The sequence below is a fragment of the Nocardioides ungokensis genome (assembly GCF_013466985.1).
In the GTDB taxonomy this organism is placed as follows: Bacteria; Actinomycetota; Actinomycetes; order Propionibacteriales; family Nocardioidaceae; genus Nocardioides; species Nocardioides ungokensis.
The window spans coordinates 708,565-724,476 of record NZ_CP059164.1 but is presented as its reverse complement, the minus strand read 5'-3'; the positions used below and the strand labels follow the sequence as shown (position 1 = coordinate 724,476).

Annotated in this window: 8 protein-coding genes; all 8 read right to left on the bottom strand. The window is 70.6% G+C overall.

Features of this window, described 5'->3' with window-relative positions:
* Positions 1-141: 141 nt before the first annotated feature.
* Entirely contained in the window at positions 142-1,158 is a 1,017-nt protein-coding gene (locus H0S67_RS03610) for a WD40 repeat domain-containing protein (protein WP_180935478.1), read from the bottom strand.
* Entirely contained in the window at positions 1,151-2,392 is a 1,242-nt protein-coding gene (locus tag H0S67_RS03605) for a class I SAM-dependent methyltransferase (RefSeq protein WP_180935477.1), read from the bottom strand. The genes H0S67_RS03610 and H0S67_RS03605 overlap by 8 nt, the downstream gene beginning before the upstream one ends.
* A 102-nt stretch (positions 2,393-2,494) precedes the next feature.
* Complete coding sequence (locus H0S67_RS03600; protein WP_180935476.1) at positions 2,495-5,362, bottom strand: FAD-binding and (Fe-S)-binding domain-containing protein; 2,868 nt, start codon at positions 5,360-5,362, stop codon at positions 2,495-2,497.
* Between the two features lie 66 nt (positions 5,363-5,428).
* Entirely contained in the window at positions 5,429-6,331 is a 903-nt protein-coding gene (locus H0S67_RS03595; protein ID WP_180935475.1) for an NUDIX hydrolase, read from the bottom strand.
* A 78-nt stretch (positions 6,332-6,409) separates the two neighbouring features.
* Positions 6,410-7,663: a geranylgeranyl reductase family protein gene (locus H0S67_RS03590; RefSeq protein WP_180935474.1), complete on the bottom strand. Its 1,254-nt coding sequence runs from the start codon at positions 7,661-7,663 to the stop codon at positions 6,410-6,412.
* A gap of 45 nt (positions 7,664-7,708) precedes the next feature.
* Positions 7,709-8,116 (bottom strand): hypothetical protein, encoded by a 408-nt coding sequence (locus tag H0S67_RS03585; protein ID WP_180935473.1) that lies wholly within the window; start codon positions 8,114-8,116, stop codon positions 7,709-7,711.
* A gap of 196 nt (positions 8,117-8,312) precedes the next feature.
* Entirely contained in the window at positions 8,313-12,209 is a 3,897-nt protein-coding gene (locus H0S67_RS03580; RefSeq protein ID WP_180935472.1) for a DNA-directed RNA polymerase subunit beta', read from the bottom strand.
* Between the two features lie 90 nt (positions 12,210-12,299).
* Complete coding sequence (gene rpoB, locus H0S67_RS03575) at positions 12,300-15,779, bottom strand: DNA-directed RNA polymerase subunit beta (protein ID WP_180935471.1); 3,480 nt, start codon at positions 15,777-15,779, stop codon at positions 12,300-12,302.
* Positions 15,780-15,912: the final 133 nt, after the last annotated feature.

Genomic DNA, 15,912 nt, shown 5'->3' with positions numbered 1-15,912 from the left:
CCGTCCTCGTCGAGGTAGACGAAACCACACGCCCGGCCCGGCGTCGGGTCCAGCCCGGCTGGTCGGGCGAGGTGCGGCGCAGGCGTGGCATGGCGAGTAGGTAGCCCGCGCCGGGGTCGGGCAAACCTGGGCGGGCAGACCTCAGCGCCCGGGGCGTCGTCCGCCGATCAGCCTGGCGACCACGACCAGCCCGCCCAGCGCCAGCCAGGCGGTGAGGAACCAGGGCCAGACCGGGCGTCCGGCCGGCTCCGAGGTGGTCCGGGAGTCGGCGGGCGAGGGCTGGTCGGACGGTGAAGACGAGACGGACTGCGAGGGCCGGGAGGACGGCGAGTGACCCGCGGGCGCGACGGCCCGGCGTACCGACGAAGGCAGGGACACCCGCAGCACCGGCTCGTCCTGGCCCTCGGAGCTCACCAGCAGGTCGCCGTCGTCGGTGGTCGCGAGGCCCTCGCCCTGGTCCTGGTCGGGCAGCCGGAAGTCGCCGACCGGCTCGAGGGCGGGGAAGGTGTAGACGACCGCGCGGGAGTAGTCGCGCAGGACCACGTGCTTCCCGTCGGCGAGGAAGGCGCCGTCGGTCGCGATCGGCAGCACCGGTCCGAGCGGCCGCAGCCGGTTGGTCCCGTCGGGGTCGAGGTGGGCGGGGGCGGCGTAGAGGACCCCGCCGAAGACGTTCTTGCTCGCGACGTAGAGGCGGCCGGTCGTGGGGTCCGACAGGAGCGTCTCGGCGTTGACCGGCCCCGTCGGGTAGGTGAGGTCGTACGTCGCGGCGTCGACGGTCCGCTCGCCGCGACCCACGGGGACCCGGGTGACCTCGATGCTGTCGCGGGAGGCGGTGTTGTCCCCGATGTCGCCCACCCACACCGCGCCCGGCCCGGCGGGGGCGAGCGCCTCGACGTCGGTGGGGTCGTCGGACCAGTGGGTGACGCCGACGGTCTCGCCGCTCGCCGGGTCGACGGCGAACACCCGGCCGGTGTCACCGGAGTCGTTGGTGGTGACGACGAGGTCGCCCCCGCCGGCGTGCACGACGACGAGGCCGCTGGACTCGACGATCTCGGGGTCGCGGAAGGTGAGCTCGGTGTGGCCCGGGCGGGAGGGCGCTGCAACGGTGCCCAGCACGAACGGCACCACCAGGGCGCCGGCGAACACCCGGTCACGCACCGGTGCCGGCCTCCCGGGCGTCGAGCAGCTGGGCGAGCCGGGGCCGGATCGACCAGGCCGCGACCAGCTCGTCGTACTCCTTGCGCACCCCGCCGCCCTTGACCGGGCTGCCGGTGCGGACCGCGCGCAGCAGCGTGTTGCGCGGCGTGTGCTGGCTCTCGACGAACTGCACGACGTCGACCCGGTAGCCCGCGATCCGCATCAGCGAGGCGCGCAGCGCGTCGGTGAGGGTGTCGGCGAACCGCTCACGGAGGATGCCGTGCCGGGTGAGCATGGCGTACGGCGCCGGGGTGGGCGCCTTGCGCAGCTGGGCGGCGATGTCGTGGTGGCAGCAGGGCGCCGCCAGCACGAGCTGGGCCTCCCACTCGACGGCGCGGGCGAGCGCCTCGTCGGTCGCGGTGTCGCAGGCGTGCAGGGCCAGCACCACCTCGGGGGCGCGGTCGAGCCGGGCGCCGGAGATGGAGCCGACCACGAACTCCGCGTCGACGCCGAGGTCGGCCGCCACGGCGCTGTTGTGCTCGCGGGACTGCTCCTTGACGTCCACGCCGGTCACCACGACCGGCAGCTCGCGCACCGACGTCAGGAAGCGCTGCGCGGCGAAGGTCAGGTAGGCGTTGCCACAGCCGAGGTCCACGATCCGCAGCGGCTCCTGGGCGGTGGGCCGGCGCAGGTGGCCCTTGTCGAGCGCGTCGGTGATCGAGGCGTCCAGCAGGCGCAGGAACTCCTCGACCTGGCGGTACTTCGCCTGCCGGCTGGGCTTCATCCGGCCCTGGGCGTCAGTCAGCCCGAGCGCCCGGAAGACCGGGTCGTCCTCGGCGAGCAGCCGGACCTTGTCGCGGTCGTGGCCGCGGTCGACCTCGATCTCGGCCGCGCGGTCGGTGGTGTGCGCGACGGCCTCGAGCTTCTTGGTGACCCGCACCTGGTGGCTCTGGGTGGTGGTGTCGACGTGCCAGTTGCCGAAGGGCTGGTCGAGCAGGTCGTCGACGGCGTCCCGGGCCGGGCTCGGCTGGCCGGCGGGGGCAGTGGCGTAGTTGGACGTGTGCGCCTGGGTGTCGTCGTACGCCGTGACCTGGAGGTGGCGCCCGGCCTTGAGGTCGACGTACCGCAGCTCGACGCGCTTCCAGCGGGGCTGCTGGCCCTTCTGCCGCCCGGACGCCACGGCCTTCACGAGGACGTCGGGGTCGAGCAGGTGACCGCGCATCCGGGACAGCACCCGCAGCAACGGCTCGCTCATGCCGGGCCCCCGGACCTCACCGGTTGACCACCGAGGCGACCACGACGAGCAGGAGGAGAGCCACCAGGGCCACCGGGATGACGAGGCGGCGGTGGCGGGGATTCACCCCTCGAGTTTACGGGCCAGCAGCTCGGCCAGATGAATCGCGGGGACGTCCGCGAGGTCGTCGAGCTGGACGCGGCACGACATGCCGTCGGCGAGCACCACGGCGCCCTCGTGGGCGCGCACCGCGGGCAGCAGGTGGGTCTCGGCGATGGCCACCGACACGTCGTAGTGGCCCTGCTCCATGCCGAAGTTGCCGGCCAGCCCGCAGCAGCCGGCCACCTTGGTGACGGTGGCACCGGCGGACTCCAGCAGCCGCTGGTCGGCCTCCCAGCCGAGCACCGCGGAGTGGTGGCAGTGCGGCTGGGCGACGACCGTGACCCCACTGAGGTCCGGAGGGGTCCAGTCGACCCCCGCCAGCAGCTCGGCGAGGGTCAGCACGCCCGCGGCCACGTCGGCCGCCCGCGGGTCGTCGGTCAGCTCGACCGCGTCGCTGCGCAACGTGGCGAGGCACGAGGGCTCAAGGCCGAGCACCGGCACGCCGGAGAAGACGTACGGCGCGAGCGTGGCCACCGTCCTGGCCATGATCGAGCGGGCCTTGTCGAGCTGGCCGGTGGTGATCCAGGTGAGGCCGCAGCAGGCGTCGTCGCCGATCACCCGCACGGTCAGGCCCGCAGCCTCCAGCACCCGGATCGCCGCGTGCGCGGTCTGCGGCAGGAAGTGGTCGGTGAAGGAGTCGGCCCAGATCCACACGTCGGGCTGGACACCGTGCCGGTCCACCGTCGCCACCCTCCGGTCGGGACCCGCCTCGCTCCGGTCCTGCTTGCCCAGTCCCCGGCGGAGCGTGGTCGGCGCGAACGACGGGATCGAGCGGCGCTGGTCGATGCCGGCGGCGGCCTTGGCGAGTCGCGCCACCGGTCCGAGCCGGGTCATCCGGTTCGCGACGGGGGCCATCGGGGCAGCCAGCGCCGCCCACTTCGGCAGCCGTCCGAGCAGGTAGTGGCTGCGCGGGCGCCGTGCGGTCGCGCCCGGCCCGTCGTACTTCTGGTGGAGCGCCTCGGCCTTGTAGGTCGCCATGTCGACACCGGTCGGGCAGTCCGACGCACAGCCCTTGCAGGCCAGGCAGAGGTCGAGCGCCGCGTCGACGGCGGGATCGGCCAGGCCCTGCACGAGGGTGCCGTCGAGGGCCTCCTGGAGCACGCGGGAGCGGCCGCGCGTGGAGTCCTTCTCGTCGCGGGTCGCAAGGTAGGACGGGCACATCACGCCGTTGGTCCTCGGCGCGACGCACTTGCCCACGCCGGTGCACCGGTGCACCGCGTTGCCGAGCGAGCCCCGGTCGTGGGTGAGGCGCAGCGCCGGCGTGATCGGCAGCCGCGGCCGGAGCGGCCGCAGGTCGGCGTCGAGCGGGGCCGGGTCGACCAGGTTGCCGGGGTTGAGCAGGTTGTCGGGGTCGCAGATCGCCTTGACCGCGCCGAAGAGCCGCAGCGACTCCACGTCGTACATCAGCGGCAGCAGCTCCGAGCGGGCCCGGCCGTCGCCGTGCTCGCCGGACAGCGAGCCGCCGTGGTCGCGCAGCTTCAGGGCGCACGCTGTCAGGAAGCCCCGGAAGAGCTTGCGCCCGCGGTCGTCGCCGGGCTCGAAGGGGAAGTCGATGCGCACGTGCACGCAGCCGTCGCCGAAGTGGCCGTAGGGCACCCCGTCGAGGTCGTGCTCGCGCAGCAGCTCGTCGAAGTCGCGCAGCCAGGCGCCGAGGTGCTGCGGCGGCACCGCGGCGTCCTCCCAGCCGGAGTAGGCCGGGCGGCCCAGGCTGCGGGCCGCGAGGCCGGCGCCGTCCTCACGGATCCGCCAGAGTGCGGCCGACTCGGCCGGGTCGGAGACCAGCCGGCTGTCGAGGGCTGCCGACTCGGCAACCAGGCGGGTCGCCAGGACCGGGGCGTCGTCGCCGGCCACCTCGACGAAGAGCCAGCCCGCGCCGCGCGGGAGCTCGGGCACCCCGCCACCGCGGGCCCGGACCAGGTCCACGATGCGCGCGTCGAGGCCCTCGCAGGCGATCAGCCGGCCACCGCCGGCCGCCAGCAGCGCGGGTACGGCGTCGGCGGCCTCCACCATCGACGGGTAGCCGAGCAACACCAGGAGCCGGTCCGACTCCTCGGGCACCAGCCGGACCGTCGCCTCGGTCACCAGCCCGAGGGTGCCCTCGGAGCCCACCAGGAAGCGGTCGACGCGGCGGCCGTTCTCGGGCAGCAGGTGCTCCAGCGAGTAGCCGCTGACCTGCCGGGTGAACCGGCCGAACTCGGTGCGGACGTGGCCGAGGTGCTGGTCCACGAGCCCGGCGAGCCCCTGGGCCACGCCGTTCTCCCGGTCCGAGAACCATCCGGCGGACCCCTCGGCAGCTCCCCCGATCGACAGCTCCTCGCCGGTCCCGAAGAGGACCCGCATCCCGGTCACGTTGTCGGCCGTGCGGCCGTAGCCGAGGGCCCGGGAGCCGCAGGCGTTGTTGCCGATCATCCCGCCGATCGTGCAGCGGGTGTGGGTCGACGGGTCGGGGCCGAAGCGCAGGCCGTGCGGGGCCGCGGCCCGCTGCAGGTCGGCGTGCACGACGCCGGGCTGCACGACCGCGGTGCCGCGCTCGGGGTCGATGGAGAGCACCTGGTTCAGGTGCTTGAGGGTGTCGACGACGATGCCGGGTCCGACCGCGTTGCCGGCGATCGAGGTGCCGGCGCCGCGCATCGTCAGCGGCACCCCGAGCTCTCGGGACGCGGCGAGCAGCGCGTGGATCTCCTCGTCGTGGCGGGGACGCGCCACCGCCTGGGGCACGACGCGGTAGAGCGAGGCGTCGGAGGAGTAGAGGGCCCGGGTGAGGCCGGAGCCGTCGACGTCGGGGATCCCCCGGGAGCGAAGCTCGGCAACGAGGTCGGGCGCGTCCACCGCCCCACGATAACGGGGCACCACACCCGTGGCTGACCGGCCGCCGAGGGGTGGGCAGTCCCGTGCCTAGACCGCGTGGGTCCGCTCGCGGGCGGCCCGCGCCTCGAGGGCGTGCGTGACCACCTCGAGCACCGGCCGCCGCTCGTCGCCGACCTCGGCCAGCGGCACCCAGGCGACCGCGTCGGTGGTGCCGTCGACCTCCACCACCCGCGGCTCCGCTCCGGCGGGCACCTCAGCCTCGAAGACGAGGTGGACCGCGTGGAAGTCCTCGTGCCGGCCCGAAGGTGCTGTCCCGCTGAAGTGCAGGTCGTGGACGTCGAGCAGCGCCCCGACCGTGCAGGTGACCCCGCACTCCTCGACCATCTCCCGCTCCAGCGCCTGCCGCGGCGACTCGCCGTGGTCGACCCCGCCTCCGGGCAGCGTCCACGACCCGCTGTGGTGGCCGCGCTCCGAGATCCGGGTCAGCAGGACATGGTCGTCCCGCACGACCAGGGCGTACGCCGCGACCCGCTGCTTGCGGAACGGCCGGTGGTCGCGCAGGGCCTCGACCACCAGCGGCGCCACCGGGAGCGTGCCGTCGAGCACGTCGCGCACCGGGTGCCAGGCCGCCTCGGCGGTGGAGCCGTCCACCTCGACCACGTGCGGCTCGGGCGCGTCGACCGGCACCCACCCGTCGTACACGATCCGCAGCGCGTGGGCGTCGATGCGCCGGCCGTCGCGCCAGGCGCTCGGCAGGTGCGCGGAGTACACCCGCGCGGTCTCCCCCACCTCGGCGGTGAGGCCCGTCTCCTCGTGGATCTCGCGGATCACCGCGTCCCGGGGGTCCTCGCCGTGGTCGAGCCCGCCACCGGGCAGCGTCCACAGCTCCTCGCTGGTCACCACGGACGAGAGCCGGCTGAGGAGGATCCGGTCGTCGCGCAGGATCACGGCATAGGCCCCCACGCGCTGGCGCTTCGGAACGGTCCCCATGCCCTCACGGTAGTGGGTCGAACGACGTGCCTCAGGCGGGTGGGGCCGACCCGGTCGCGAGCCGTCGCCCGGCCTTCCTCACGCGAACGGCGGCCGGGCGTCGCGGGCGAGCGAACGCCGCCCCGCCCATCGCCACACGCGGGCGGACCGGTCCCGGTCCTCCTCGGTGACCAGGTTGCCCATCCACCGCAGCGCAAGCGTCATCATCCAGTCCGAGCGCATTCCGGCGGGGCCCAGCGTCGGCAGCAACCGCGGCAGGGTCACCAGCCCGGCCAGCCGCCGCGCGATCGAGAAGGACTCGCCGTAGTGGTCGCGCAGCAGTGCGGGCCACACCTGCGACAGGTCGTCGTGCTCCTCGAGGGTCTCGGCGACCAGGCGGCCGGTCTCGAGCCCGTAGTCGATGCCCTCGCCGTTGAGCGGGTTCACGCAGGCGGCGGCGTCGCCGATCAGCGCCCAGTTGGGGCCGGCGACGTTCGACACCGCCCCGCCCATCGGGAGCAGCGCCGAGGTGGGGGCGCGCAGGTCGCCGGAGAGCGCGAACTCCTCGCGCCGCTCCTCGGCGTAGAACCGCATCAGGGGCTTGATCGCCACGTTGGCCGGGCGCTTGGCGGTGGCGAGCGTGCCGACGCCGAGGTTCACCTCGCCGGTGCCGAGCGGGAAGATCCAGCCGTAGCCGGACAGGATCTCGCCCTGCTCACCCCGCAGCTCGAGGTGCGAGCTGATCCAGGGGTCGTCGGACATCTCGGAGGACACGTAGGAGCGGCCGGCCACGCCGTACACCGTCTCCCGGTGCCACTCGCGCCCGAGCAGCTTGCCCAGCGGCGAGCGCACCCCGTCGGCCACGACCAGGCGTCGGCAGCCGACCTCGAAGCGCGAGGTGCCCCCGGAGCCGGTGCGCTCGAAGGTCACGCTCGTGACCCGGCCGCCCTCGAGGTGCACGTCGATGGCCTTGACGCCGTCCACGGCAGTCGCACCGGCCTTGATGGCGGTGGTGCGCAGGTGGTCGTCGAGCTCGGTCCGCGCCACCGCCGATCCCCAGTCGGGCAACGTGCCACCGGGCCACGGGAGCAGCAGCGTCTGGCCGAACCCGTGGGCGCGCAGGCCCCGGTTGACGGTGTGGGCGCGCAGCCAGTCCTCGAGGCCGAGCCGCTGGAGCTCACCGATCGCCCGGGGCGTCAGCCCGTCACCACAGGTCTTGTCTCGCGGGAACACCGCCGCATCGGCGAGGACCACGTCGAGCCCCGCCCGGGCGGCCCACGCCGCTGCCGCCGATCCCGCGGGGCCGGCTCCGACGACCAGGACGTCGGTGGAGGCGGGCGGTACGGCGGTCACGGGCAGATTCTCGCAGGTGGCCGGCTCCGAGCGTGCACGGACTCCTCACGGGCGCGTGCCCGCGTGCGTCACGACCTCCCGAGGCAGCCGGAGGCACAGGCTGTTCGCGAACCCCTGGGCGATGCACTCGCCGTCGTACACCTTGCGCGACCCGACGGCGTCGGCCAGCTCGACCCGGCTGGCGGTGGGCACGGCGAGGTCGGTGCACCGCTCCCCGCTCTGGACGTGGAGAGTCACCTCGACGTGGGTGCTGGACTCCGCGACCTCGATGTCGCTGACGTTGTCGCACGGCCGGAGCAGCTTGAAGACCTCCAGCCCGTTCGAGGTGGTGCGGTAGGAGTCCCAGGGGGCTGCCGGCGGCGTCTCGTCGTTCGCGCGCAGGAGCCCCACACCCACGGCGGAGACACCGATGAGGACCACCGCGGCAACGAGCAGCGCGAGCCGGGGTCGCACCATTCCAGAGTGCGACTGGTCGGCTGGATCGGCAAGCAGTCCAGACCACCTCCCGCCCGCCACGGGCTGACGAAGGCTCCTCGATGTTCTGGGTCCCGAACTGGATCTCGACGCACCAACGCCCGCCCACGCAAGCGTGGGCGGGCGTTGGCTTGCTCGATCTGGCTCCCGGAATCAGAGCTGATCGCTGACGCGATCAGTTCTGATAAGAGCCGAAGTCGAAGTCGTCCAGGGCGACGGCCTGACCCGAGCCGGTGTTGCCGAACTCGTAGTCGTAGGAGTCGTAGCCGGTGACCGAGTACGCCGCGGCGCGGGCCTCCTCGGTCGGCTCCACCCGGATGTTGCGGTACCGCTCGAGGCCGGTACCAGCCGGGATCAGCTTTCCGATGATCACGTTCTCCTTCAGACCGCGCAGCGAGTCCGAGCGACCGTGGATCGCCGCGTCGGTCAGGACGCGGGTGGTCTCCTGGAAGGAGGCCGCCGAGAGCCACGACTCGGTCGCGAGCGACGCCTTGGTGATGCCCATGAGGACCGGGCGACCCGAGGCCGGCTTGCCGCCCTCGGAGACGACGCGACGGTTCTCCTCCTCGAACAGCACCCGGTCGACCAGGTCGGACGGCAGCAGGTTGGTGTCGCCGGACTCGATGACCGTGACCCGGCGCAGCATCTGCCGCACGATGATCTCGATGTGCTTGTCGTGGATCGACACGCCCTGGCTGCGGTACACGTGCTGGACCTCGTCCACCAGGTGCTCCTGCGCCTTGCGCACACCCAGGATCCGCAGGACGTCCTGCGGGTCCGGGGTGCCGGCGGTGAGGTGGTGACCCACCTCGATGTGCTCACCGTCGGCGACGTTGAGGCGCGAGCGCTTCGAGACCGGGTACTCCTGGACCTCGGAGCCGTCGTCGGGGGTGACGACGACCGTGCGGGCCTTGTCGGTCTCCTCGATGGCGACCCGACCGGCCGCCTCGGAGATCGGCGTACGACCCTTGGGCGAGCGGGCCTCGAAGAGCTCGACCACGCGGGGCAGACCCTGCGTGATGTCGTCCGCGGAGGCCACACCACCGGTGTGGAAGGTACGCATGGTCAGCTGCGTGCCGGGCTCACCGATCGACTGGGCGGCGATGATGCCGACCGCCTCGCCGATGTCGACGAGCTTGCCGGTCGCCAGCGAGCGGCCGTAGCACTTCGCGCAGGTACCGGTCTTGGCGTCGCAGGTCAGCACGGAGCGGACCTTGACCTCCTCGATGCCGGCCGCCACGAGCTCGCCGATCTTCACGTCGCCGAGGTCCTCGCCGGCACCGGCGAGCACCTCGCCGGTCTCCGGGTGGGTGACCTCGGTCGCCGCGGACCGGGCGTACGCCGCGGTCTCGGCGTTCTCGTGCTTGACGACCGAGCCGTCCTCGCGACGCTCACCGATCCGCTTCGGCAGACCGCGCTCGGTGCCGCAGTCGTCCTCACGGATGATGACGTCCTGCGAGACGTCCACCAGACGACGGGTCAGGTAGCCCGAGTCGGCGGTACGCAGCGCGGTGTCGGCGAGACCCTTGCGGGCACCGTGCGTGGAGATGAAGTACTCCAGGACGGTGAGGCCCTCACGGAAGTTCGCCTTGATCGGCCGCGGGATGATGTCGCCCTTCGGGTTGGCCACCAGACCACGCATGGCCGCCACCTGACGGATCTGCATCATGTTTCCGGAGGCACCGGAGTCGACCATCATGAAGATCGGGTTCGACCGGTCGAAGGTCGCCTCCATGGCCTTGGCCACGTCGTTGGAGGCCTGGGTCCAGATCTCGATGAGCTCCTGACGGCGCTCCTCGTCGGTGACCAGACCACGCTCGAACTGCTTCTGCACCTTGGCGGCCTGTGCCTCGTAGCCCTCGAGGATCGCGGCCTTCTCCGGCGGGGTGGTCACGTCGTCGATGGAGACGGTGACACCCGAACGGGTCGCCCAGTGGAAGCCGGCGTCCTTGAGGGCGTCCAGCGACGCGGCGACCTCGACCTTGGTGTAGCGCTCGGCCAGGTCGTTGACGATCGCGCCGAGTGCCTTCTTGCCCACCTCGTAGTTCACGAAGGGGTAGTTGGCGGGCAGGGTGTCGTTGAACAGCGAGCGGCCCAGGGTGGTGTCGAGGGTCAGCGACTGGCCCTCCTCCCAGTCCGCGCCCAGCTCGAGCTCCAGCGGCGGGACGATGTCGTCGAGGCGCAGCTTGATCTTGCTCTGCAGCGAGATCTCGCCACGGTCGAACGCCATGATCGCCTCGGCCGGCGAGGAGAACGCACGCCCCTCGCCCGGCTCGCCCTCACGGTCGGTGGTGAGGAAGAACAGGCCGATGATCATGTCCTGCGTCGGCATGGTCACGGGGCGACCGTCCGACGGCTTCAGGATGTTGTTCGTCGACAGCATCAGGATGCGGGCCTCGGCCTGCGCCTCCGCGGACAGCGGCAGGTGCACGGCCATCTGGTCACCGTCGAAGTCGGCGTTGAACGCCGAGCAGACGAGCGGGTGGATCTGGATGGCCTTGCCCTCGATCAGCTGCGGCTCGAAGGCCTGGATGCCGAGGCGGTGCAGGGTGGGCGCACGGTTCAGCAGCACCGGGTGCTCGGTGATGACCTCTTCGAGGACGTCCCACACCACGGCGTAGCGAGCACCCGAGGTGGCGCGCTCGACCATGCGCTTGGCCGACTTGATGTTCTGCGCGTGCGACAGGTCGACGAGGCGCTTCATCACGAAAGGCTTGAACAGCTCCAGCGCCATCTGCTTGGGCAGACCGCACTGGTGCAGCTTCAGCTGCGGACCCGACACGATGACCGAACGGCCCGAGTAGTCCACGCGCTTGCCCAGCAGGTTCTGACGGAAGCGACCCTGCTTGCCCTTGAGCATGTCGGACAGCGACTTCAGCGGCCGGTTGCCCGGGCCGGTGACGGGACGACCACGACGGCCGTTGTCGAACAGCGAGTCGACGGCCTCCTGGAGCATCCGCTTCTCGTTGTTGACGATGATCTCGGGCGCGCCGAGGTCGAGCAGCCGCTTGAGGCGGTTGTTCCGGTTGATCACGCGGCGGTACAGGTCGTTGAGGTCGGAGGTCGCGAAGCGGCCACCGTCGAGCTGCACCATCGGACGCAGGTCCGGCGGGATGACCGGGACGGCGTCGAGCACCATGCCCTGCGGCTTGTTGCCGGTCTTGCGGAAGGCGTCGACGACCTTGAGGCGCTTGAGGGCGCGGACCTTGCGCTGGCCCTTGCCGTTGGCGATCGTGTCGCGCAGCGACTCGACCTCGGCCTCGATGTCGAAGCTCTCGAGGCGCTTCTGGATCGCCGTGGCGCCCATGTGGCCCTCGAAGTACTTGCCGAACCAGTTCTTCATCTCGCGGTAGAGCATCTCGTCGCCCATCAGGTCCTGGACCTTGAGGGACTTGAAGGTGTTCCACACCTCGTCGAGGCGGTCGATCTCGCGCTGGGCGCGGTCACGCAGCTGCTTCATCTCGCGCTCGGCGCCGTCCTTGACCTTGCGGCGCGCGTCGGCCTTGGCACCCTCGGCCTCCAGGGCCGCGAGGTCCTCCTCGAGCTTGCGCGCACGGTCCTCGATGGAGCCGTCGCGACGCTTCTCGAGGCGCTCCCGCTCCAGGCCGACCTTGCCCTCGAGCGAGGACAGGTCGCGGTGGCGGGCGTCCTCGTCGACGGCGGTGATCATGTACGCCGCGAAGTAGATGACCTTCTCGAGGTCCTTCGGCGCCAGGTCGAGCAGGTAGCCCAGCCGGCTCGGCACACCCTTGAAGTACCAGATGTGCGTGACGGGGGCGGCCAGCTCGATGTGGCCCATGCGCTCACGGCGCACCTTGGAGCGGGTCACCTCGACGCCGCAGCGCTCGCAGATGATGCCCTTGAAGCGCACGCGCTTGTACTTGCCGCAGTAGCACTCCCAGTCCCGGGTGGGACCGAAGATCTTCTCGCAGAAGAGGCCGTCACGCTCCGGCTTGAGCGTGCGGTAGTTGATGGTCTCCGGCTTCTTGACCTCGCCGTGGCTCCACGTCCGGATGTCGTCCGCGGTGGCCAGGCCGATCTGAAGCTGGTCGAAGAAGTTCACATCGAGCACGGTGGCTGTTGTCCTTCGTTAGAACTGTTGAATCAAGACTGTGGACCGAGGGCCGGCAGTACGCCGCGGGGCGGCGTACTGCCGATCGCCTCAGACTTCTTCGACGCTGCTGGGCTCGCGACGGGACAGGTCGATGCCGAGCTCCTCGGCGGCGCGGAAGACGTCTTCCTCCGCGTCGCGCATCTCGATGGCCGTGCCGTCCTGCGACAGCACCTCCACGTTGAGGCAGAGCGACTGCATCTCCTTGATGAGCACCTTGAACGACTCCGGGATGCCGGAGTCGGGGATGTTCTCACCCTTGACGATGGCCTCGTAGACCTTGACGCGACCGGGCACGTCGTCGGACTTGATCGTGAGCAGCTCCTGCAGGGCGTAGGCGGCGCCGTACGCCTCCATCGCCCAGACCTCCATCTCGCCGAACCGCTGGCCGCCGAACTGGGCCTTACCGCCCAGGGGCTGCTGCGTGATCATCGAGTAGGGGCCGGTGCTGCGCGCGTGGATCTTGTCGTCCACGAGGTGGTGCAGCTTGAGGATGTACATGTAGCCGACCGAGACGGGCGCCGGGAACGGCTCGCCGGAGCGGCCGTCGAACAGGCTCGCCTTGCCGGTCTCGTCGATCATCCGGACACCGTCGCGGTTGGGGATGGTCGCACCGAGCAGGCCGGTGATCTCGTCCTCGCGCGCACCGTCGAACACCGGGGTCGCAACCTTGGTGTTGGGCTCGGCCTTGTCGGCGTGGATCTTGATCAGGCGCTGCTTCCAGTCGGTGTCGCTCTTGTCGTCCGACAGGTCGAGGTCCCAACCCTGCTTGGCCAGCCAGCCGAGGTGGAGCTCCAGGATCTGGCCGATGTTCATCCGTCGCGGCACACCCAGGGGGTTCAGCACCACGTCGACCGGGGTGCCGTCCTCCATGAACGGCATGTCCTCGATCGGCAGGATCTTCGCGATGACGCCCTTGTTGCCGTGACGGCCGGCGAGCTTGTCACCCACGGAGATCTTGCGCTTCTGCGCGACGTAGACGCGGACCAGCTGGTTGACGCCCGGAGGAAGCTCGTCGCCCTCCTCGCGGTCGAACACCCGCACGCCGATGACCGTGCCGGACTCACCGTGCGGCACCTTCATGGAGGTGTCGCGAACCTCGCGCGCCTTCTCACCGAAGATCGCGCGGAGCAGGCGCTCCTCGGGGGTCAGCTCGGTCTCACCCTTCGGGGTGACCTTGCCGACCAGGATGTCACCGGTGGTGACCTCGGCGCCGATGCGGATGATGCCGCGCTCGTCGAGGTCGGCCAGCATCTCCTCGGAGACGTTCGGGATGTCCCGGGTGATCTCCTCGGGGCCCAGCTTGGTGTCGCGGGCGTCGACCTCGTGCTCCTCGATGTGGATCGAGGTGAGGATGTCCTCCTGCACCAGGCGCTGGCTGAGGATGATCGCGTCCTCGTAGTTGTGGCCCTGCCACGGCATGAACGCCACGAGCAGGTTGGTGCCCAGCGCCATCTCCGCGTCGTCGGTGCACGGACCGTCGGCGATCGGCGAGCCGACCTCGAGGCGGTCGCCCTCGCTGACCAGCGGACGCTGGTTGATGCAGGTGCCCTGGTTGGAGCGGCGGAACTTCGCCAGCTTGTACGTCGAGTAGGTGCCGTCGTCGTTCATCGTCTCGATGACGTCGGCAGCCACCTCCTTGACCACACCGGCCTTCGTCGCGGTGACGACGTCACCGGCGTCGACCGCGGCGCGGTACTCCATGCCGGTGCCGACCAGCGGCGAGTCGCTCGTGATCAGCGGCACGGCCTGGCGCTGCATGTTGGCACCCATGAGCGCGCGGTTGGCGTCGTCGTGCTCGAGGAACGGGATCAGGGCGGTCGCGACCGACACCATCTGGCGCGGCGAGACGTCCATGTAGTCGACCTCGTCGGCCAGGATCTCGGAGACCTCGCCGTCGCGCTGGCGGACCAGCACCCGCTCCTCGGCGAAGCGGCCCTTGTCGTCGAGCACCGCGTTGGCCTGCGCGATGACGTGGCGGTCCTCGTCGTCGGCGGTCAGGTAGTCGATCTTGTCGGTGACGACACCCTTCTCGACCTTGCGGTAGGGGGTCTCCACGAAGCCGAACGGGTTGATCCGGCCGTAGGAGGCCAGCGAGCCGATCAGACCGATGTTCGGGCCTTCCGGCGTCTCGATCGGGCACATGCGGCCGTAGTGCGACGGGTGGACGTCGCGGACCTCCATGCCGGCGCGGTCACGGGACAGACCACCGGGGCCGAGCGCCGAGAGGCGACGCTTGTGCGTCAGTCCGGCGATCGGGTTGGTCTGGTCCATGAACTGCGAGAGCTGCGAGGTGCCGAAGAACTCCTTCAGCGCCGCGACCACGGGCCGGATGTTGATCAGGGACTGCGGCGTGATCGCCTCGACGTCCTGGGTCGTCATCCGCTCGCGGACCACGCGCTCCATGCGGGCCAGGCCGGTGCGGAGCTGGTTCTGGATCAGCTCACCGACGGTGCGCATGCGGCGGTTGCCGAAGTGGTCGATGTCGTCCGCAGCGATGTCGAGGGTGCCCTGCGGCATCTCGAGCTGCTCGCGACCGTCGTGCAGCGCGACGATGTACTTGATCGCGGCGACGACGTCGTCGATGGTCAGCGTCTGCTGGTCGAACGCCTCGGTCAGCCCCAGCTTCTTGTTGATCTTGTAGCGACCGACCTTGGCCAGGTCGTAGCGCTTGGGGTTGAAGTAGTAGTTGTTCAGCAGCGTCTGCGCGGCCTCGCGCGTCGGCGGCTCGCCCGGGCGGAGCTTGCGGTAGATGTCGAGCAGCGCGTCGTCCTGGCCCTGGGTGTGGTCCTTCTCCAGGGTCAGCATCATCGACTCGTACTCGCCGAACTCCTCGCGGATCTGCTCGTTGGTCCAGCCGAGGGCCTTGAGCAGCACCGTGACGTTCTGCTTGCGCTTGCGGTCGAGACGGACGCCGACCATGTCGCGCTTGTCGATCTCGAACTCGAGCCACGCGCCGCGCGAGGGGATGAGCTTCGCGGTGTAGATGTCCTTGTCGGAGGTCTTGTCCGCGGAGCGCTCGAAGTAGACACCGGGCGAGCGCACGAGCTGGGAGACCACGACACGCTCGGTGCCGTTGATGATGAAGGTGCCCTTGTCGGTCATGAGCGGGAAGTCGCCCATGAAGACCGTCTGGCCCTTGATCTCACCGGTGTCGTTGTTGGTGAACTCCGCCGACACGTAGAGCGGTGCGGAGTAGGTGAAGTCCTTCTCCTTGCACTCGTCCGTGGTGTACTTCGGGTCGTAGAAGACCGGGTTCTCGAACGAGAGGGACATGGTCTCGGAGAAGTCCTCGATCGGGGAGATCTCCTCGAAGATCTCCTGGAGACCGGACTTGCGGGAGACGTCCTCACCCTCGGCGATCCGACGCTCGACGGCGGCGTTCCACGCGTCGTTGCCGACGAGCCAGTCGAAGCTGTTGGTCTGCAGCGAGAGGAGCTGGGGAACCTCGAGGGGTTCAGTGATCTTTGCGAAAGAGATGCGGCGGTGGCCAAGAGAATTTGCAGGGGCTGGGGTCGTGCGCGCGGCCAAGAGGTGTCCTTCGACGAGTTCGCTCTCATGGATGGCGCCGGCCCACCACTAAATCAGCCACCGGGCAGGCGATTCGCATTTGAGGGCAGGCGCAAAGCGCAACGTTACCTCAACACAGGGCGCGACACAATAC

What these genes read in the sequence shown, in the direction of transcription:
- H0S67_RS03605 (WP_180935477.1), bottom strand. Translation starts at nt 2,392, where the DNA reads ATGAGCGAGCCGTTGCTGCGGGTGCTGTCCCGGATGCGCGGTCACCTG.
- H0S67_RS03595 (WP_180935475.1), bottom strand. Translation starts at nt 6,331, where the DNA reads ATGGGGACCGTTCCGAAGCGCCAGCGCGTGGGGGCCTATGCCGTGATC.